This window comes from Streptomyces sp. NPDC093018, assembly GCF_040684035.1.
GTDB classification, from domain to species: Bacteria; Actinomycetota; Actinomycetes; order Streptomycetales; family Streptomycetaceae; genus Streptomyces; species Streptomyces murinus.
On sequence record NZ_JBFBFF010000005.1, the window covers coordinates 480115 to 498274 of the forward strand.

16 protein-coding genes and 1 pseudogene are annotated in these 18160 nt (G+C 72.1%); 8 read left to right on the forward strand and 9 right to left on the reverse strand.

Features of this window, described 5'->3' with window-relative positions; all coding sequences use genetic code 11:
- Window positions 1-329: 329 nt before the first annotated feature.
- Both AB0N90_RS15485 and AB0N90_RS15490 read right to left on the reverse strand, forming a co-directional pair.
- The gene (locus AB0N90_RS15485; RefSeq protein WP_365196584.1) at window positions 330-839 is read right to left on the reverse strand and encodes a hypothetical protein; all 510 of its coding nucleotides are present in this window, start codon (window positions 837-839) and stop codon (window positions 330-332) included.
- A gap of 194 nt (window positions 840-1033) precedes the next feature.
- Window positions 1034-2212, reverse strand: a complete 1179-nt coding sequence (locus AB0N90_RS15490) for a hypothetical protein (protein WP_365196586.1) — start codon at window positions 2210-2212, stop codon at window positions 1034-1036.
- A gap of 235 nt (window positions 2213-2447) precedes the next feature.
- On the opposite strand from AB0N90_RS15490, the gene AB0N90_RS15495 reads away from it, so the two are divergent.
- Entirely contained in the window at window positions 2448-3320 is an 873-nt protein-coding gene (locus AB0N90_RS15495) for a DUF2797 domain-containing protein (RefSeq protein WP_365196589.1), read from the forward strand.
- A 101-nt stretch (window positions 3321-3421) separates the two neighbouring features.
- The gene (locus tag AB0N90_RS15500) at window positions 3422-4159 is read left to right on the forward strand and encodes a response regulator transcription factor (RefSeq protein WP_037650620.1); all 738 of its coding nucleotides are present in this window, start codon (window positions 3422-3424) and stop codon (window positions 4157-4159) included.
- Here the strand turns inward: AB0N90_RS15500 and AB0N90_RS15505 are convergent.
- Entirely contained in the window at window positions 4143-4385 is a 243-nt protein-coding gene (locus AB0N90_RS15505; protein ID WP_365196759.1) for a hypothetical protein, read from the reverse strand. The two genes, AB0N90_RS15500 and AB0N90_RS15505, sit on opposite strands and share 17 nt — an antisense overlap.
- Between AB0N90_RS15505 and AB0N90_RS15510 the strand changes: the two genes are divergently transcribed.
- From AB0N90_RS15510 to AB0N90_RS15525, 4 genes and pseudogenes are all read left to right on the forward strand, one after another.
- On the forward strand, window positions 4357-5901 hold the full coding sequence (locus AB0N90_RS15510) for a HAMP domain-containing sensor histidine kinase (protein ID WP_365196749.1): 1545 nt from the start codon (window positions 4357-4359) through the stop codon (window positions 5899-5901). The two genes, AB0N90_RS15505 and AB0N90_RS15510, sit on opposite strands and share 29 nt — an antisense overlap.
- A gap of 14 nt (window positions 5902-5915) precedes the next feature.
- Window positions 5916-7166 (forward strand): annotated as a pseudogene (locus AB0N90_RS15515) (bifunctional glycosyltransferase family 2/GtrA family protein); the annotation flags it as partial.
- Window positions 7167-7201: 35 nt separating this feature from the next.
- On the forward strand, window positions 7202-9475 hold the full coding sequence (locus AB0N90_RS15520; protein ID WP_365196592.1) for a glycosyltransferase family 39 protein: 2274 nt from the start codon (window positions 7202-7204) through the stop codon (window positions 9473-9475).
- Between the two features lie 154 nt (window positions 9476-9629).
- Window positions 9630-10385 carry a TetR/AcrR family transcriptional regulator gene (locus AB0N90_RS15525; RefSeq protein ID WP_365196595.1) on the forward strand — a complete coding sequence of 252 codons (756 nt, stop codon included), beginning with the start codon at window positions 9630-9632 and terminating at the stop codon, window positions 10383-10385.
- 42 nt (window positions 10386-10427) lie between these two features.
- Here the strand turns inward: AB0N90_RS15525 and AB0N90_RS15530 are convergent, their stop codons facing one another.
- Window positions 10428-10898 (reverse strand): PPOX class F420-dependent oxidoreductase, encoded by a 471-nt coding sequence (locus tag AB0N90_RS15530; protein WP_365196597.1) that lies wholly within the window; start codon window positions 10896-10898, stop codon window positions 10428-10430.
- A 186-nt stretch (window positions 10899-11084) separates the two neighbouring features.
- Here AB0N90_RS15530 and AB0N90_RS15535 point away from each other — a divergent pair, with 186 nt between their 5' ends.
- Window positions 11085-11783 (forward strand): GAF and ANTAR domain-containing protein, encoded by a 699-nt coding sequence (locus AB0N90_RS15535; protein WP_232989065.1) that lies wholly within the window; start codon window positions 11085-11087, stop codon window positions 11781-11783.
- Window positions 11784-11849: 66 nt separating this feature from the next.
- Here AB0N90_RS15535 and AB0N90_RS15540 read toward each other — a convergent pair whose 3' ends face one another.
- The 3 genes from AB0N90_RS15540 to AB0N90_RS15550 all read right to left on the reverse strand — a co-directional run bounded on the left by AB0N90_RS15540 (window position 11850) and on the right by AB0N90_RS15550 (window position 15846).
- On the reverse strand, window positions 11850-12671 hold the full coding sequence (locus AB0N90_RS15540) for a YceI family protein (protein ID WP_136100581.1): 822 nt from the start codon (window positions 12669-12671) through the stop codon (window positions 11850-11852).
- 102 nt (window positions 12672-12773) lie between these two features.
- Window positions 12774-15338, reverse strand: a complete 2565-nt coding sequence (locus AB0N90_RS15545; RefSeq protein WP_365196600.1) for an MFS transporter — start codon at window positions 15336-15338, stop codon at window positions 12774-12776.
- A gap of 13 nt (window positions 15339-15351) precedes the next feature.
- Window positions 15352-15846: a MarR family transcriptional regulator gene (locus AB0N90_RS15550; protein WP_085565537.1), complete on the reverse strand. Its 495-nt coding sequence runs from the start codon at window positions 15844-15846 to the stop codon at window positions 15352-15354.
- A 207-nt stretch (window positions 15847-16053) separates the two neighbouring features.
- Between AB0N90_RS15550 and AB0N90_RS15555 the strand changes: the two genes are divergently transcribed.
- Window positions 16054-16257: a hypothetical protein gene (locus tag AB0N90_RS15555; protein WP_037650629.1), complete on the forward strand. Its 204-nt coding sequence runs from the start codon at window positions 16054-16056 to the stop codon at window positions 16255-16257.
- A 36-nt stretch (window positions 16258-16293) separates the two neighbouring features.
- Here the strand turns inward: AB0N90_RS15555 and AB0N90_RS15560 are convergent, their stop codons facing one another.
- A complete protein-coding gene (locus tag AB0N90_RS15560) occupies window positions 16294-17055 on the reverse strand; it encodes a hypothetical protein (protein WP_365196603.1) in 762 nt (253 codons plus the stop codon).
- Window positions 17056-17093: 38 nt separating this feature from the next.
- Window positions 17094-18008, reverse strand: a complete 915-nt coding sequence (locus tag AB0N90_RS15565; RefSeq protein WP_365196605.1) for an RNA polymerase sigma factor SigF — start codon at window positions 18006-18008, stop codon at window positions 17094-17096.
- Between the last annotated feature and the right edge of the window lie 152 nt (window positions 18009-18160).

Genomic DNA, 18160 nt, shown 5'->3' on the forward strand with positions numbered 1-18160 from the left:
GCCGGGAACACTCCGAACACTCCGAACACGCCCAACACTCCGAACACCCCGGGTGGCGGCGGGAACACCCCGAACACTCCGAACACGCCCAACACTCCGAACACCCCGGGTGGCGGCGGGAACACTCCGAACACGCCCAACACACCCAACACCCCGAACACGCCAGGCTGACATCGCTCAACAGCATGATGGAGCCGCGCAGCAGCGTTTGCGCGGCTTCCTCATGTCTGGGCGCCTCGACGGCTGACGAAACAGCCGCCCAAGACCCGGCTCACCGAATCGCCGATCACCTCGGCATCCAGGGGCCGATGCAACGCCCCACCCGCCGACTACAGCAAGGCATTCAGAAGGCTTAGAAGGCCCAGGGTGTTGGGAGTGTTGGGGGTGTTGGGCGTATTCGGGGTGTTGGGCGTGTTCGGAGTGTTAGGGGTATTCGGGGTGTTGGGCGTGTTGGGGGTATTCGGAGTGTTGGGGGTGTTAGGCGTGTTCGGAGTGTTGGCGCCGCCACCCGGAGTGTTCGGAGTATTCGGTGTGTTGGGGGTGTTCGGGGTCTGCGCGGTGCCCTGGCCGCCCCGTCCCTCGGTCGACTGCCCGGGGTCGATGCGCTGCGGGGTCTGAGGAGTCTGCGGCGTCTGGGGGGTCTGCGGCGTTTGAGGGGTCTGGGGGGTCTGCGGAGTCTGGCCGCCCAGGAGGTTGAGTCCGAGGAACGTGTACATCGGACCGTTGTAGCTGTTCGAGTTGTGGCTGTTCGAGTCGCCCGCATAGGCAACTCCCATGCCCGCAGCGGTGAAGCTTCCCACTGCGATGGCGGCGATCAGAATTCGCTGGATTCTGCGCAAGGTTCTTTCCCCTCGGGTTCCGAGCCGCGGGGCTCGAATATCGTGCGGAGCAGCGTCACAGTCAAAGTGGCACATTCGGTGGGCCGCACCATGCACAAGTAATCTGTGTTGCCGCGAGCGTCACCCTCTCCGCCGAGTGCCGCCGTTCATTCGGCGATGAGCGGTAAGCCGGTGAAACGGCGGTCGTCCCCGGCTCAGGCGATGACGCGGGCCGCCTTGCGGGTCCGGGCCAGGGCCGACAGATAGGCGCAGCCCGCGACGAGGCAGAGCGCCGCGGCAGTCGCCAGGAGGGCCGGGGTGTGCCGGGGGTGGAGGAAGAGGCCCACCGCGAAGCTCAGGAACAGGGAGGCGTTCAGGAGCCAGTTGAACGCGGCCCAGGCATGGGGCTGGCCCGCGGCCGGGACACCCGACCAGATGACACGGGTGAGGAGGAGGTTGAAGACGCCGTTCCCGATGCCGCCCAGGGCGAAGGCGACGGTGGCCGACCAGAAGGGGAGACCGAGGCTCGGGAGACCGATCGCGAGGGCCACCAGCAGGTTGGACAGAGGGAGGAGCGCGCGAATGCCGGTGACACGGCGGGGGGTTGCCGCCGCCGCGATCATGGAGGCCACGGCCCAGCAGGCCATCACCACGCCGAGCCCGTGGGCGTCGTAACCCGGCGTCCGGGCCAGCATGAAGGGGCCCGACACGCCCTCCAGGCTGGTGGTGATCAGCATGGCGGTCACGCAGAGGAGGCCGAGGGGGCCGAACGCGCCCGGGGCCAGCAGGCGGCCGAACCCCGCGGTGGCGCTACGGCTGCCGGTCGTACCCTCCTCCGGGATCCGCGGCGACCAGGCCACGGCCAGCACCAGCAGGAAGGTGACGGCGTTCAGGGCGAAGGCCGACTCCGCACCGGACAGGGCCACCACCGCACCGGCCAGCACCATGCCCGCGGCGCCGGCCCCCGCCTTCGAGACGCTCCACCACCTGGCCAGCTCGGCCTGCCGCCCGTCGCTGAGGGCGTGCAGGAGAGAGCGGGAGAACGGCATCGTCAGGGCCTCGCAGGACGCGGCGACGAGAATGCAGGCCAGGACGGCGATCCGGTGGTCCGCCACCGCGGCCGCGACGGCGAACGCCGCCACCTGCCCGATCAGCCCGGCCCGCCACGCCGTCCGCGAGCGGATCCACCCCCGGGAGCTGACGAGTGGCGTCAGGGCCAGGACCGGGATCGTCTGGGCGGCCAGTACGGCGGCGAGGAAGGTCGTCGAACCCGCGCGCACCGCGATCAGCGCGTACGCCACCTGCACCAGCTTGTCCCCGAACTCCGAGGCCGCCAGGGCGAGAAGAAGCCCGACGAGCCCGGCCGGGCGGGCGGCGGCGGAACGGCCTGCCAACGCTGGTACCTCCCACGCTCGCGGAACCGGCTCCCGGAGAGACGCCAGGGGAGACGCCAGGGGAGGCTATCCCGCGCCCCGACGGCGACGCTCGGATTTTCCGGCGCCCACCGCCGCCCACCGGTGGCCCCGTGCGGTGCCGGATGCAGGGCATCGCGGCCTCGGGCCTTCGCCCACCGCATCCCGTCCCCGCCTCCCCCGCCGCTGTCAGACCCACCCCCTACCCTCATGAGTGATGGCACAGATGTGGAGATGCTCCGGGCTTCGCTGGTCCGGCGACGGGCTCGTGCTCGCTTGGGAGGGCGGGCGGGGCAGCGCGCTGGCGTGGGGGAAGCGGGTCGGGTTCGCCGTGCCGGAGGGGGGCGGGCGTATCTGCGTGGGGGCGCGGGGGCACGCGTGCCCGGTGCGGGCGGTCGTGCCGGGGCGCGGCACCGGCGCCCGGTGTGAGGAGTGCGCGCGGCTCGACCGGGCGCACTCCGTGGCCGCCGACACGATCGCCGACGACCCCCGGCCGTACCGGGTGTATCTCGCCTGGTTCGGACCCGGCCTGGTCAAGGTCGGCATCACGGCCGTCGAGCGGGGGCCGGCGCGGTTGCTGGAGCAGGGCGCGATCTGCTTCAGCTGGCTCGGGACCGGGCCCCTGATGGCGGCGCGGCGTACCGAGGAGATGCTGCGGGCCGCGCTGGGGGTGCCGGACCGGATCGCGTACGCCGAGAAGCGGGCGGTGCGGGCGAGACTGCCGGGGACGGCGGAGGAGCGGGCGGCCGAGGTGCGCGCGCTGCACCGGCGGGCCGTCGCGCTCGACCGGTGGCCGGAGTCGCTGCGGGCCGAGCCCTGCGAGGTCGTCGACCAGGTGCGGGCCTTCGGGCTCGAAGGCGTACCCGCCGCCTTCGGTGAGGTGACCGAGCTCGTCCCCGGTGGTGCCGTCGGCGGGGAGCTGGTCGCGGCCGCCGGACCCGATCTTCATCTGGCGGTGCGCGGCCGCGGGGTCGTCGTGCTCGACACCCGGCTGATACGGGGGTGGGGACTCGTGCCCATGCTGAGGGAAGGCGATGAACTCGCCCTGCCCGTACGTGAGTTCCCCCAGGAGCAGGATGGGCTGTTCTGAGGGGTCACCCAGGCGTTGTCTGAGTGGTGGCTGTGTGTTTCTCAGGAAAAACCAAGACTGGTGAAACACTCCTCTCAGAGGGCCCCGACAGTGTGGCCGCCATGACCACGACCTCGCCCCAGGGGCGCACCGAACTGCTGAGGCCGGACGGGAGCCCCGTCCGCGTGCTGGTGGTCGACGACGAGACGTCGATCACCGAACTGCTGAGCATGGCCCTTCGCTACGAGGGCTGGCAGATCAGAAGCGCGACGGACGGTCAGGGGGCCCTCCAGACGGCCCGCGAGTTCCGCCCCGACGCCGTCGTCCTCGACATGATGCTGCCGGACATGGACGGACTGGCCGTCCTCGGCCGGCTGCGCCGTGAACTGCCGGACGTGCCCGTGCTGTTCCTCACCGCCAAGGACGCGGTGGAGGACCGGATCGCCGGGCTCACCGCGGGCGGCGACGACTATGTGACCAAGCCGTTCAGCCTGGAGGAGGTCGTCGCCCGGCTGCGCGGACTGATCCGCAGGTCCGGGGCGACCGACCGGCGCTCCGAGTCCGTGCTCGTCGTCGGCGACCTCACCCTGGACGAGGACAGCCACGAGGTGACCCGGGGCGGCGACTCCATCCACCTCACCGCCACCGAGTTCGAGCTGCTGCGCTTCCTCATGCGCAACCCGCGGCGCGTGCTCAGCAAGGCGCAGATCCTGGACCGCGTCTGGTCGTACGACTTCGGCGGCCAGGCCAACGTGGTCGAGCTGTACATCTCGTACCTGCGCCGGAAGCTCGACGCCGGACGCGAGCCGATGATCCACACCCGGCGCGGCGCCGGTTACCTGATCAAGCCCGCCGTGTGATGAGCGGACCGTCCGGGCCCCGACCCGCACCCCGGTCGAGCCCGGCGCGCGGGTCCACCCCGCGCCCGCCCAGCTCCGCCTCGCCCAGCTCCGCCTCGCCCAGCTCCGCCTCGCCCAGCTCCCCCCGGATCCGCTCCCCGCGGACTTCCTCCCCCCGTACCCTGCGCACCCGTCTCGTCGTCGCCTCCGTCGTCCTGATCGCCGTCGTCTGCGCGGTGATCGGCACCGTGACGACCCTGGCCCTGCGCTCGCATCTGTACGCGCAGCTGGACGGCCGGCTGGACGAGGTCGGCAAGCGGGCCTCCGGTGTCTTCGCCCCGCCGGGGCAGGGCAAGGGGCCCGGCGTGCCGGCCGGCGCACAGGCACCCGCGGGCATCGGGCTGGACCAGTTCGTCGCCCTGGGCCCGCAGCCGCAGTACACGGTCGTGGCCGTGGTGAGCGACGGCACCGCGACCGAGGGCAAGGTGGGCCGCAAGTCGAAGTCCGCGCCGTACATGAGCGCCCAGGATCTCGACGGGGACCAGCTCACGGCCCTCGGCACCGTGCCCGAGGACCTCCGTGCGCACACCCTCGACCTGCCCGGCCTCGGCAGCTACCGCGCCGAGTACGTCACCGGGCCCAACGGCTCCTTCTACGTCGCCATACCGACCGACGACACCGACGGCATCATCAACACCCTGATCCTCGTCGAGGTCTGTGTCACCGCCGCCGGGCTGCTCGCGGCCTGCCTCGCCGGGACCGTCATCGTCGGCGTGGCCACCCGCCCGCTGCGCAAGGTCGCCGCCACCGCCACCCGCGTCTCCGAACTGACCCTGCACACCGGCGAGGTGAACCTCAGCGAGCGCGTCCCGGACGCCGAGTGCGATCCGCACACCGAGGTCGGGCAGGTCGGCGCCGCGCTGAACCGGATGCTCGACCATGTGCACGGCGCCCTGGAGGCCCGGCAGCAGAGCGAGACGCGGGTACGGCAGTTCGTCGCCGACGCCAGCCATGAACTGCGCACCCCCCTGTCCTCCATCCGCGGCTACGCCGAACTGACCCGGCGCGGCCATGAACAGGTCGGCCCCGACACCCGGCACGCCCTCGGGCGGATCGAGTCCGAGGCCGGACGGATGACCCTGCTGGTGGAGGACCTGCTGCTGCTCGCCCGCCTGGACGCCGGCCGCCCCCTGGAGTTCGGGCGGACCGATCTGGTGCCGCTCGTCGTGGACACCGTCAGCGACGCCCGCGCGGCCGGCCGGGACCACGAGTGGCGGCTCGCGCTGCCCGACGAACCCGCACCGGTCCGCGCCGACTCCGCCCGGCTCCAGCAGGTCCTGGTCAACCTGCTGGCCAACGCCCAGCGCCACACCCCGCCCGGTACGACCGTCACCGCGCGGGTGCGCAGACAGGGGCCCTGGGTGTGCGTGGACATCGAGGACAACGGGCCGGGAATTCCCGCTGATTTGCTGCCGCATGTTTTCGAGCGGTTCGCGCGCGGGGACTCGGCGCGGACGCGGGCCACCGGCTCCACCGGGCTCGGGCTCGCCATCGTGCAGGCCGTGGCGACGGCGCACGACGGCTCGGTGAGCGTGCAGAGCGCGCCCGGGAGGACGGTGTTCACCCTGCGCCTGCCCGCGCTCGGCACCCGGTCCGTCCCCGGCCCCGATTGCTTGGATGACACCAACTCCCCTGCATATCAAGCCACTTCACACTCACAGCCGTACCACAGCATCACCACATCGATGCGACAGGGCACCTGACAAGAGTCGGTTCCATGCGAACCGACTCTTCTCCCGACTCGCCCCCCGGCACGCTGCCGGCCCGGGAGCACCTGCCGGTCTCGGCCGCCGGCAGGGCCGTCCTGGACGTGGTGATCCCCGTCTACAACGAGGAACAGGACCTCCAGCCGTGTGTCCGCCGGTTGCACGAGCATCTGACGCGCACCTTCCCCTACGCCTTCCGCATCACGATCGCGGACAACGCCTCCACCGACACCACCCCCCTGGTCGCGGCGCGGCTGGCGGCCGAGCTGCCCGGGGTGGGCGTCGTACGGCTGGAGCAGAAGGGCCGCGGCCGGGCGCTGCGCACCGTGTGGTCCGCGTCCGAGGCGCCGGTCCTCGCCTATATGGACGTCGATCTCTCCACCGACCTCAACGCCCTGCTGCCGCTGGTCGCACCGCTGATCTCCGGTCACTCGGACCTCGCGATCGGCTCCCGGCTGGCCCGCTCCTCCCGGGTGGTGCGCGGCCCCAAGCGCGAGCTGATCAGCCGGGCGTACAACCTGATCCTGCGCGGCTCGCTCCAGGCCCGCTTCTCGGACGCGCAGTGCGGCTTCAAGGCGATCAGAGGCGATGTGGCCCGGGTGCTGCTGCCGCTGGTGGAGGACACCGGCTGGTTCTTCGACACCGAGATGCTGGTGCTCGCCGAGCGGGCCGGGCTGCGGATCCACGAGGTGCCGGTCGACTGGGTGGACGATCCCGACTCCACCGTGCACATCGTGCGCACCGCGACCGACGACCTCAAGGGCGTCTGGCGGATCGGCCGGGCGCTCGCCACCGGTTCGCTGCCGCTCGACCTGCTCGCCCGGCCGTTCGGCGACGACCCGCGCGACCGCGAGCTGACCGGGGTGCCGAAGGGCCTGGCCCGGCAGCTGATCGGCTTCTGCGCGATCGGCGTCCTGTCGACCCTCTGCTATCTGCTGCTCTACAGCGGCTTCCGGGAGTTCTGCGGGCCGCAGCTCGCCAACGGTCTCGCGCTGCTGGTCTCGGCCGTCGCCAACACGGCCGCCAACCGCCGGCTCACCTTCGGGGTGCGCGGCCGGGGCGGCGCGGTCCGCCATCAGGCGCAGGGCCTGGTGGTCTTCGCCATCGGACTCGCCCTGACCAGCGGCTCCCTGGCCGCCCTCGACGCGGCCGGCGGCCGTCCCGCGCACTCCACCGAACTGGCGGTCCTCGTCACCGCCAACCTCGCCGCGACCGTACTGCGGTTCCTGCTCTTCCGCGCCTGGGTGTTCCCGGACCAGCGGCAGCCGTACGACACCGACGCCCCCGAAGGGTCCCGATGAGCACCTCCTACGACCGCCCGCCCGACGCGAACGAGGGGCCGGACGGCACGACCGGCTGGGGCCCGCCAGGATCACCGCCCCCGGCGGCCGCACCGGAAGCCGCGTCCCGGCCGCCCTCCCTCCCGCACCGCCTGTGGCGCGGCCGCCCCGAGGACCCCCGCTGGGCACGCCCCGCCTTCCTCGGGCTGCTCGCCGCGACCCTGCTGCTCTACCTGTACAACCTGAGCGCCTCCGGCTACGCCAACTCCTTCTACGCGGCGGCCGTCCAGGCGGGCAGCAAGTCCTGGAAGGCGCTGTTCTTCGGCTCGCTGGACGCGGGCAACGCCATCACCGTCGACAAGCCCCCGGCCTCGCTGTGGCCGATGGAGCTGTCGGTGCGGATCTTCGGCGTGAACTCCTGGGCGATCCTCGCGCCCGAGGTGCTGATGGGCGTGGCGACCGTGGCCGTCGTGTACGCCGCGGTGCGCCGCCGGAGCGGCCCCGCGGCCGGTCTGCTCGCGGGCGCGGTGCTCGCGCTCACCCCGGTCGCGGCGCTGATGTTCCGGTTCGACAACCCGGACGCCATGCTGGCCCTGCTGATGTCGGGGGCCTGCTACCTCGTCGTACGGGCGCTGGAGGACGGCCGGACCAGGTGGCTGGTGTGGGCCGGGGCCGCGATCGGTCTCGCCTTCCTCGCCAAGACGCTCCAGGCGTTCCTGATCCTGCCGCCGCTCGCCGTGGTGTACGCGGTGTGCGCGCCGGTCCCGCTGAAGAAGCGCCTCGGCCAACTGGCCGCCGCCACCCTCGCGTTGGTGGTGTCCGGGGGCTGGTGGGTGGCGATCGTCGAGCTGTGGCCGGCCGCGTCCCGCCCCTACATCGGCGGCTCGCAGCACAACAGCTTCCTGGAACTGACCTTCGGCTACAACGGGTTCGGGCGGCTGAACGGCGAGGAGACCGGCAGCGTCGGCGGGGGCGGGGCCCCCGGCGGCGGCGGTCCCGGCGGTGGCGGCGGGATGTGGGGGTCGACCGGCTGGGACCGGATGTTCAACTCCGAGGTCGGCGGCCAGATCTCCTGGCTGCTGCCCGCCGCGCTGATCCTGCTGGTCGCGGGGCTGGTGGCGACCCGGCGGTACCGGCGTACCTCGGTCACCCGCGGCGCGCTCCTGGTCTGGGGCGGCTCCCTGGTGACCACCATGGCGGTGTTCAGCTACATGGCGGGCATCTTCCACCAGTACTACACCGTGGCCCTCGCCCCCTACCTGGCCGCCGTCATCGGCATGGGCGCCGGGCTGCTGTGGGAGCGGCGCGGGCGGGTGTGGGCGGCGCTCGCGCTCGCCGCCTCCGTGGTGGCGGCCGCGGCCTGGGGGTATGTGCTGCTCAACCGCACGCCCACCTATCTGCCCTGGCTGAAGTGGCTGGTCCTGGTCGGCGGCCTGGTGGCGGCCCTCGGGATCATCTTCGCCGGGCGCCTCACCCGGCCGCTCGCGCTCGGTGCGGCGGCCGTGGCCGTCATCGCCGCGCTGGCCGGTCCCACCGCCTACACCCTGAGCACGGTGGACACCGGGCACGAGGGCGCCATCCCGACGGCGGGCCCGGCGGGCGCGAGCATGATGGGCTTCGGCGGCGGCCGGTTCCCGGGCGGCCGGTCCGGCGGCGCGAAGGGCGGGTTCGGCGGCGAGGGCATGCCGGGCGGCTTCGGCGGCGGCGGCATGCCCGGCGGCCAGGGGTCGACGGGCGGCCAGGGAATGCCCGGCGGCCAGGAAATGCCCGGTGGTCAGGGCATGCCGGGCGGGCAGAACGGGAACGGGTTCCCGGGCCTCGGCGGCGACCTCGCCGGCGGCTTCCCGGGCGGTGCCCGGACCGGTGAGGGCGGCGGCGCCGGCGGCTTCGGCGGTCTGCTGAACGGCACCCAGGTCGGCTCGGCGGCCAAGAAGCTGCTGAAGAAGGACGCCTCCCGGTACACCTGGGTCGCCGCGTCCATCGGCTCGCAGAACGCGGCCAGCTACCAGCTCGCCACCGGTGACCCGGTGATGGCGATCGGCGGCTTCAACGGCACCGACCCGTCCCCGACGCTCGCCCAGTTCAAGAAGTACGTGGCCGACGGCCGGATCCACTACTTCATCGACGGCGGTGGCAGGGGCGGTGGCATGGGCCGCGGCGGCGAGGGCGCCGGGCGCGGTGGCGACAGCGGCACCGGCTCACAGATCAGCTCCTGGGTCCAGAGCAACTTCAAGAAGGTGACCGTGGGCTCGGCCACCTTCTACGACCTCACCCAGCGCACAGGAAACTGAGAGGAAACGGCGGAGCGGGCCGCGCCTAAGAGCCGGGGGATGTGGGTAACGGCTCAGGGATGCGGGCCCGCGCCCCCGCGCCGGCCGACCCCTGGCCTCCCGGGCAGTGGCCTCGATGGGCTCCGACTGGCCGGAAACAGAGGAAGGTGCGCCGGTGGCGAAGACGGCGGGGCGGACGGCGCGGGACAGCGTGTGGCTCCAGGAGAAGCCCCGGCGCGGCGGTCGCGGCGGACAGCCCTCCGGTCTCGACCGGGAGCGGATCACCGCCGCGTCCGTGCGCCTCCTGGACGCCGAGGGCCTCGCCAAGTTCTCCATGCGCCGCCTCGCCGGCGAGCTGAACGTCAGCGCGATGTCCCTGTACTGGTACGTCGACACCAAGGACGACCTGCTCGAACTCGCCCTGGACGCGGCCTACGGCGAACTGCGCCTGCCCGCCGAGGACGACGCGGCCGACTGGCGGGAGCGGCTGCGGGCGCTGGCCGCCGAGTACCGGGGCCTGCTGGTGCGCCACCCCTGGCTGTCCCGGCTGGCCGGCCAGTACCTGAACATCGGCCCCCACTCGCTGGACTTCTCCCGCAGCGTGCAGCGCACCCTCGGCCGCTCCGGGCTGCCCGCGCACCGGGTGATGGGCGCGATCTCGGCCGTCTTCCAGTTCGTGTACGGCTTCGGCACGAAGGAGGCCCAGTTCATGGGCCGGATCGCGGACTCCGGGCTGACCGCGGACGACTACTACCAGCAGGCCAGGAACTCGGTCCGGCAGGACCCGCACACCGCGGACTTCGTGCAGGAGTCCCGGCAGATCATGGAGGCCCGCGGCCGGGGCACGGTCGCCGAGCTGATGGGCCGTGACTTCACCTTCGCCCTGGACCTGCTGATCGCGGGCATCGAGGCGATGGTCGAACGGGGCTGAGCCCTCCCCGACCCGAAGGGGACCGGAGCCCCCGCCGGTCCTTCACTCCCCGCCGACCAGCCGCGCCGGGAACCCCCCGGTCGCCACCGGCCCCCAGCGCTCGGGCGTCACCCGGATGATCGACTTGCCCTGCTTGCGCATGGCCGCCCGGTACTCGTCCCAGTCGGGGTGCTCACCGGCGATGTTCCGGTAGTACTCGACCAGCGGCTCCACCGAGTCGGGGGCGCCGACGACCTCGGCGGTGCCGTCGACCTGCACCCAGGGGCCGTTCCAGTCGTCGCTGAGCACGAGCAGGCTCACCCGCGGATCCCTCTGGGCGTTGCGGGTCTTGGCCCGCTCCGGGTACGTCGAGACCACGATCCGGCCCGAGTCGTCCACCCCGCAGGTCAGCGGGGAGGCCTGCGGGGAGCCGTCGGCGCGGCGGGTGATCAGCAGCGCCCGGTGGCGGGGTCGTACGAAGTCCAGCAGCTCGGCCAGGGAGACACGGGTGTTCGTCGCGATGTTGGGTGCCATGGCCGCAGCCTAGAACGCTCCCGGCCGCCGCGAGCGGCACCGGAGGAAGGTCACTTCACCGCAATGGAGCAGCTAAAGTTCTTCTGTCCTGTGCTCGCAGTCGGGAATGTGCTGCGGAGCTCTCCTGCGCATGGCCGCACGGTCATGTCATCCGAGAGGTTCGTGGTGGCTGCGTCCGACTTTTCTGTGCCCGACTCCCCCTCGTACGACTTTTCCGCGTACGACGTCGTCGAGGCGACCCGTTCCCCCGGCGCCCTCGATCTGGCCGAGGCCCTGACGGCGGCCGCCCGCGAGCTGCACGAGAGCGCCTCCCCCGGCGCCACCCTCGACACCGCGGTCCGGCTCGCGGTGCATCTGCTGCCCGGCGCCGAACACGCCGGGGTCTGCGAGATCGAGCGGGGGGAGAGCCGGCGCACGGTCGCCTGGAGCCATGACATCGTGCGCGCGGCCGGCACCCCCGACCTGCCGCACTGGGAGCGCCTGTGGGACGCGCCGGTGGTGCGGGTGGCGGACAGCGGCGGCGCGGACGGCGAACCGCAGGAGCTGCGCTCGGTGCTGTCGATGCGGCTGCGCGCCGACCGGCGCCGGCTGACGGTGCTCACCGCCTACTCCCGGGAGCCCGGCGCCTTCGACGAGGCGGCGGCCCGGCTCGGCCGGCTGTTCACCGCGCATGTGAGCCTCGCCCTGAACTCCGTGACGGTACGCGAGCAGTTGACCGCGGCCATGCACACCCGGGACCTGATCGGGCAGGCCACCGGCATCCTGATGGAACGCCTGGACATCGACGCCCAGGCCGCCTTCGAGAGCCTGGTGCGCGCCTCCCAGCGGGAGAACGTGAAGCTCCGCGATCTGGCCCGGCGCATCGTGGGCGCGACGGACAACTAGCCGGCGCAGCGCACGGAAGAGCCCGCCGGCCGGCATCCGGTCGGCGGGCTCTTCCCGTGCCGTGGATCAGCCGGTCGGCAGGCTGTCCCCCTGCACCGCCTGGATGTCCAGCTGGACCTTCAGCGTGGTGCCGATGGCGGCGATACCGGCCTGGAGGACCTGGTTGTAGTTCATCGCGAAGTCCTCGCGGTGCAGCTCCGCCGTGGCCCGGAAGGCGGCGCGGGTGCCGCCCCACGGGTCGGCGCCGGTGCCGAGGTAGGCGAGGTCCAGGTCCACCTCGCGGACCACGCCGTGCAGGGCGAGTTCGCCGTGCACGGTCCAGCGGTCCGAACCGGCCTGGGTCAGCCCGGTGGAGCGGTAGGTGATCTCCGGGTGGTTCTCGATGTCGAGGAAGTCACCGGAGCGCAGATGCGTGTCGCGCATGCCGTTGCCGGTGTCGATCGACCCGGCCCTGATCACCGCCTCCACCCGGGACTTGGCGATGTCGTCCGGCGCGATCTCGATGGTGCCGCCGAACTCCGTGAACCGGCCGTGCACGCTGGAGATCCCCAGGTGCTGGGCGACCGCGGCGACCGAGGAGTGCGCCGGGTCGATGGTCCAGGGGCCGGGCGGGGGCAGCTCGGTGCCGCCCTGCCGGGCCAGGGTCACGGCGCCGATCTCGGCGCGGCCGCTCGCGGTGACGATCGCGCTGGACGCGGCCGGCGCGTACCCGACGGCGGTCACGATCACGGTGTACGCCCCCGGGGCCAGCTCGGTGGTGTCCCGTACGGCCCCCTCGGCGTCCGCCTCGGCCCGCAGCACCTGCGTACCGGTCATGTCGGTCACCGTGACGACCGCGTGCGACACGGCCCACCCGTCCCGCGTACGGATCTTCGCGGTCAGTCCCATCCCGTTTTCTCCCTGCGAGGCCATGCAAATAGGTCATGAGAAACCGGCCCGTGGCGCCGGGCAGCTCCGCTCGGAGCGTGCCCTGCCACGGGCCGGGTGGAACTACTCGCCGGGGTGGGCGAGTTCGATGTCGTGACCGTCGGCACCGGTGCCGGTGACGGTCAGCGCGGTCGCCACCGGCGGGTAGCCGGTCGCGATGACGGTGTAGTCGCCGCTGTCCAGGTCGGTGAAGGCGTACGCGCCGTCCGTACCCGTGGTGGCGCTGCCGACCACGTTTCCGGCCTGGTCGACCAGGGTCACCCGGGCGTCGGCCAGCGGTCCGTGCGGGGCCTTGACGACACCCTGGAGGCGGGCGCCGGCGTCCAGGTCGACGCCGACCCGGGTGATACCGGCGGCGGCCACCTCGACGGGCAGGGCGCGCGGCCGGAAACCGCCCGCGTTGACGGCGACGGTCACCGGTCCGGGCACCAGGTCGGTGAAGCCGAACTCGCCCTGCTCCCCGGTGGCGGCGGTGGCCAGCAGGTCACCGCGCACATCGGTGACGATCACCATGGCGTCCTTGACCGGCAGCGCGCTCCCGCTCGCCCGCACCACACCGGTCAGCCCGCTGGTGCCGCTGAGCAGGATGTCGTACGACAGCGGTTCCTCGCCCACCACGACGGTGGAGGCCTGCGGCTGGTAGCCGTCGGCGGCGGCGATCAGGACATAGCTGCCGGTGCCGGGGGCGGCCAGCGCGTAGGAGCCGTCGGCCTGGGCGACGGAGCGGCCCAGCTGGCGGCCGGCCAGCGAGATCAGGGTGACCGCGGCCTGGGGGACCGGGGCGCTCTCGGCGCCGCGGACGAAGCCGTGCACCGGGGTGCCGTCGCCGCCCGAACCGGGCTCGGCGATGGTCGCCACGGCCGTCATCGGGGCCGCGCTCGCGGTGGCGGTGGCCAGCGCCTCGGTGGCGCCGAGCACCGGAGCGGGCGCGGTCAGGCTGGGCACCTGCTCCTGCTCGGGCTCACCGGGCACGTTCCGCATGGTGTTCTCCACAGTGCTCTCCAGCGTGTTCTCCACGGTCCCCGTCTTCTCCTGCGCGGCCTGGGTCAGCGCGCCGGTCGTCCGCAGCGGGACCTCCTTGATGAACATCACCACGACGAAGGCGACCAGGGCGCAGGGCGCCGCGTAGAGGAAGACGTCGGCGATGCCGTGCCCGTAGGCGCTTTCCAGCCAATGACGGATCGGCAGGGGCAGGCTGTTCATGTCGGGCAGCTCGCCGCCGCCGACGGCCTGGGCCGCGGCCATCCGGGCCTTCGGGCTGAGCTCGCCGATGCTGTTCGCGGCGTAGTGGCTGATCCGGTCCGACATGACCGAGCCGAGCACGCCGACGCCGACCGCACCACCGAGGGAGCGGAAGAAGCTCACCGTGGAGGAGGCGGCGCCCAGGTCCTTCGGGGCGACCTGGTTCTGCGTGGAGAGCACCAGGTTCTGCATCATCATGCCGACGCCGATGCCCAGGAGCGCCATGTAGATGGACAGCTGCCAGTAGGGGGTGTCGTAGCGCATCAGGCTGAGCAGGGACAGCCCCGCGGTGAGGAACAGACCGCCGGCGACCAGCCAGTTCTTCCAGCGTCCGGTGTTGGAGATGATCCGCCCGGAGACCATGGAGGAGATGAACAGACCACCGATCATCGGGATGGTCATCACACCGGACATGGTCGGGGACTTGTCCCGCGCCAGCTGGAAGTACTGGGAGAAGAAGACGGTGCCCGAGTACATGCCGACACCGACGAACAGCGAGGCCACCGAGGCCAGCGAGATCGTGCGGTTGCGGAACAGGCGCAGCGGGATGATCGGCTCCGCCGCCTTGGTCTCGGTGAAGACGAAGGCCACCGCGAGCAGGAGCGTGCCGCCCACCATCACGTACGTCTGCCAGGACAGCCAGTCGTACTTGTCGTTGGCGAAGGTCACCCAGATCAGCAGCAGCGAGGCGGCCGCGGTGATGAAGAAGGCGCCGAGCCAGTCGACCTTGACCTCGCGCTTGGTGAGCGGCAGGTGCAGGGTCTTCTGGAGGACGACCAGCGCGATCAGCGCGAAGGGGATGCCGACGAACAGGCAGTAGCGCCAGCCGAGCCAGCTGGTGTCGGTGATGACACCGCCGAGCAGCGGGCCGCCGACGGTGGCGACGGCGAAGGTGGCGCCGGTGTAGCCGGAGTACCGGCCGCGCTCGCGGGGGGCGATCATCGCGGCCAGGATGACCTGCACCAGGGCGGACAGACCGCCGGCGCCGAGGCCCTGGACCACCCGGGCGGTGATCAGCATCGCCGGGTTCTGCGCGAGACCGGCGATGATCGAGCCGGCCACGTAGATGACCAGGGATATCTGGACGAGCGCCTTCTTGCTCATCAGGTCGGACAGCTTGCCCCACAGGGGCACGGAGGCGGTCATCGCCAGCAGGGCCGCGGTGACGACCCAGGTGTACGCGGACTGGCCGCCGCCGAGGTCCTTGATGATCGTCGGCAGTGCGTTGGTGACGATCGTGGAGGACAGGATGGCGGCGAACAGGCCCAGCAGCAGGCCGGAGAGCGCCTCCATGATCTGGCGGTGGGACATCGGGGCGTCGCCCGCCGAGGAGCCTCCCCCGTGCTTGGCGTGAGCCCGCACACCGGCTGGTGTGGTCGTTGCCATGGGCTTCCTTTTCTTACGTGCTTGCGGGTGTACGGGTGGTCTCTTCGACTACGGGGGTGGGCGGCCGGGCCGCGGGGGACCGGCAGTCGCCGAACGACGAGCGCAGGCGGGTCATCAGCCGGATGAGCTGGCCGACCTCGTCGTCGGTCCAGTCACCGAGCCGCTCGGCGAGCAGCTGAGAGGTCCGCCGGGACAGCTCGTCCAGCTGCGCCTGGCCCGCGGGCGTCAGGCGCAGGATGCGCGAGCGCTTGTCCGCCGGGTCCGGGTGCCGTTCGATCCAGCCGCGTGCGGCGACATGCGCGACGTGCCGGCTGGTCACCGACAGATCGACGGCCAGCAGCTCCGCGAGCTTGCTCATGCGCATGTCGCCGTGTCGGCCGAGCAGCGTCAGCACGGCGGCCGAGCCCCCGGGGCACTCGGGGGGCAGTACCCGTACGAGGTCCCGTTTCACGGCGCCGACGGCGCTGAGCTGACGCGCAAGCTCGTCAAACTGCGCATGCTCGGCCATCACACCTCCCGTATTCGTTGCTTAGGGCAACCATAAGGGCCATTGGTTGCTACAGGCAAATAAGTGGAGGGTTGCCTGCGTAAAACCTTGGCAAAGGCATAGCGTTGCGGATGTGAATATGCAGGGAGGTGCGCGAAGGGTGTCCCCGTCTGTCCCGGTGGCCCCCCACTTGGGTGCCCCGGCCCGTCTTCGCTAAGGTCTCGGCTCATGGCTAACACCCAGGGCCCCCAGGGCAATTACGACCCTGCCGGCAGCACTCAGATGTTCCGCGCCTTCGTCGACGAGGCTCCGCAGGGGCGTCAGCAGCAGGCGGCCGCCCCCTCTTCCTCCGGTCCGCGCGTCGGCGTGATCATCGGCGTCATCGTGGCCCTCGTGGTCGTGGCCGGTGTCGCCTGGCTCGCGCTGAAGTAACCGGCGCACCCGGAGGAGGCACCCCTTCTCCGGCGATCACTTCCACTGGACGGACAGGTCCCGCGTCTCGATGTGCATGCCGAGTGGCACGCGCCAGGCGTCGAGGCACACCGTCCAGGTGTGGCCCGTGTGCGCCCCGGCGCCGATCGGCACCGGCAGCGCCTCGGACGTCCGCACGGTCGACCAGTCGATGCCGAGCGCCCCGATGACGTGCGTCGCGAACGTCACCGACCCCGAACGCACCGCCGTGCCCCCGGAGTTCCGGAAGTCCACGGTCACCTTCTGGCACCACCGCTGATCCCCGTCCGCCGTCACCGGCTCTCCCCAGGAGAGGGCGGCGGGCGCGGGCGGCGCGGTGGGGGCGGGGGTCGGGTCCGGTGGGGCGGGAGCGGGAGTCGTACGACCGTCACCCGCACCCGGGCTCGCACCCGCGCCTGTGGTGGTGCCGGTCGGGGAGGGCGGGTCCGGCGTGCTGCTCGGTACGGGGCTGCCGTCGGCCTGCGCGGGACCGGGTCCGGAGCCGGTGGTGCCCGACGGGGGGTCGGCGGTGTCCGGAGAAGTCGTCCGCCCGCCCTTCGGTCCGTCCAGCGGGACCATCGTCACCGATCCCGTGGGGCTCGCGTCGACCGGGCCCGGCCGCCCCGCGCCGCCCACCGCCACATAGCCGCCCCCGCCGCCCGAACCGGCGCACGCCCCGAGGGCCGCGCCCAGGCACACGACGGCCGCCGAGGCTCCCGCGAGGGCGCGCCGGCGGCCGGGTGACCATGTCGTCGTGCGTGGCGTCCCGTGACGAAGCATCCGGCCATGGTGGCTGACGCTCCGTCAGATGGGAACCCTCAGTCCGAGATCAGACCCTCGCGCAGCTGGGCCAGGGTCCGGGTGAGCAGCCGGGAGACATGCATCTGGGAGATGCCGACCTCCTCGCCGATCTGCGACTGCGTCATGTTGGCGAAGAAGCGCAGCATGATGATCCGCCGCTCCCGGGGCGGGAGTTTGGCCAGCAGCGGCTTGAGGGACTCGCGGTACTCCACGCCCTCCAGGGCGGTGTCCTCGTAACCCAGCCGGTCGGCCAGGGAGCCCTCGCCGCCGTCGTCCTCCGGGGCCGGGGAGTCCAGCGAGGAGGCGGTGTACGCGTTGCCGACCGCGAGGCCGTCGACCACGTCCTCCTCGGAGACACCGAGGACGGCGGCCAGTTCGGTCACCGTGGGGGAGCGGTCCAGCTTCTGCGACAGCTCGTCGCTGGCCTTGGTGAGGGCCAGGCGCAGCTCCTGGAGGCGGCGCGGCACCCGCACCGACCAGGAGGTGTCGCGGAAGAAGCGCTTGATCTCGCCGACCACCGTGGGCATCGCGAACGTCGGGAACTCCACGCCCCGTTCGCAGTCGAAGCGGTCGATCGCCTTGATCAGGCCGATGGTGCCGACCTGGACGATGTCCTCCATCGGCTCGTTGCGCGAGCGGAAGCGCGCCGCCGCGTAGCGGACCAGCGGCAGATTCAGCTCGATCAGGGTGTCCCGGACGTAGGCGCGCTCGGGGCTGTTCTCGTCCAGCGCGGCCAGGCGCAGGAACAGGGAGCGGGACAGGGTGCGGGTGTCGATGGCCTCGCCCGTCGGCGGGGTGGCCGGGGCCGGCACGGCGTCGAGGGACGTGACGACCTCGATGCCGTCGAGGACGTCGAGTGCGTCGAGCTCCTTGGGCGCCGCCTCGCTCTTCGCGGGCGTCAGCACTTTCGAGCTGCCCTGTTCTGCGGACATGCCACCCCCTTCGGGTCGCGGGACGGTCGCGGCCGCGCCGTCGAGTCGAGCAACGCAGCCTTCACCTGAATACCGGTGCCGAGGCCCCGGCAAACGCGTCTTCCGCAGAATGTCACATGTCGGCAACGCGCTGTAGAGACATGTCGACACGG

What these genes read in the sequence shown, in the direction of transcription:
- AB0N90_RS15495 (WP_365196589.1), top strand. Translation starts at nt 2,448, where the DNA reads ATGGCACAGATGTGGAGATGCTCCGGGCTTCGCTGGTCCGGCGACGGG.
- AB0N90_RS15500 (WP_037650620.1), top strand. Translation starts at nt 3,422, where the DNA reads ATGACCACGACCTCGCCCCAGGGGCGCACCGAACTGCTGAGGCCGGAC.
- AB0N90_RS15520 (WP_365196592.1), top strand. Translation starts at nt 7,202, where the DNA reads ATGAGCACCTCCTACGACCGCCCGCCCGACGCGAACGAGGGGCCGGAC.
- AB0N90_RS15530 (WP_365196597.1), bottom strand. Translation starts at nt 10,898, where the DNA reads ATGGCACCCAACATCGCGACGAACACCCGTGTCTCCCTGGCCGAGCTG.
- AB0N90_RS15540 (WP_136100581.1), bottom strand. Translation starts at nt 12,671, where the DNA reads ATGGGACTGACCGCGAAGATCCGTACGCGGGACGGGTGGGCCGTGTCG.
- AB0N90_RS15545 (WP_365196600.1), bottom strand. Translation starts at nt 15,338, where the DNA reads ATGGCAACGACCACACCAGCCGGTGTGCGGGCTCACGCCAAGCACGGG.
- AB0N90_RS15550 (WP_085565537.1), bottom strand. Translation starts at nt 15,846, where the DNA reads ATGGCCGAGCATGCGCAGTTTGACGAGCTTGCGCGTCAGCTCAGCGCC.
- AB0N90_RS15555 (WP_037650629.1), top strand. Translation starts at nt 16,054, where the DNA reads ATGGCTAACACCCAGGGCCCCCAGGGCAATTACGACCCTGCCGGCAGC.
- AB0N90_RS15560 (WP_365196603.1), bottom strand. Translation starts at nt 17,055, where the DNA reads ATGCTTCGTCACGGGACGCCACGCACGACGACATGGTCACCCGGCCGC.
- AB0N90_RS15565 (WP_365196605.1), bottom strand. Translation starts at nt 18,008, where the DNA reads ATGTCCGCAGAACAGGGCAGCTCGAAAGTGCTGACGCCCGCGAAGAGC.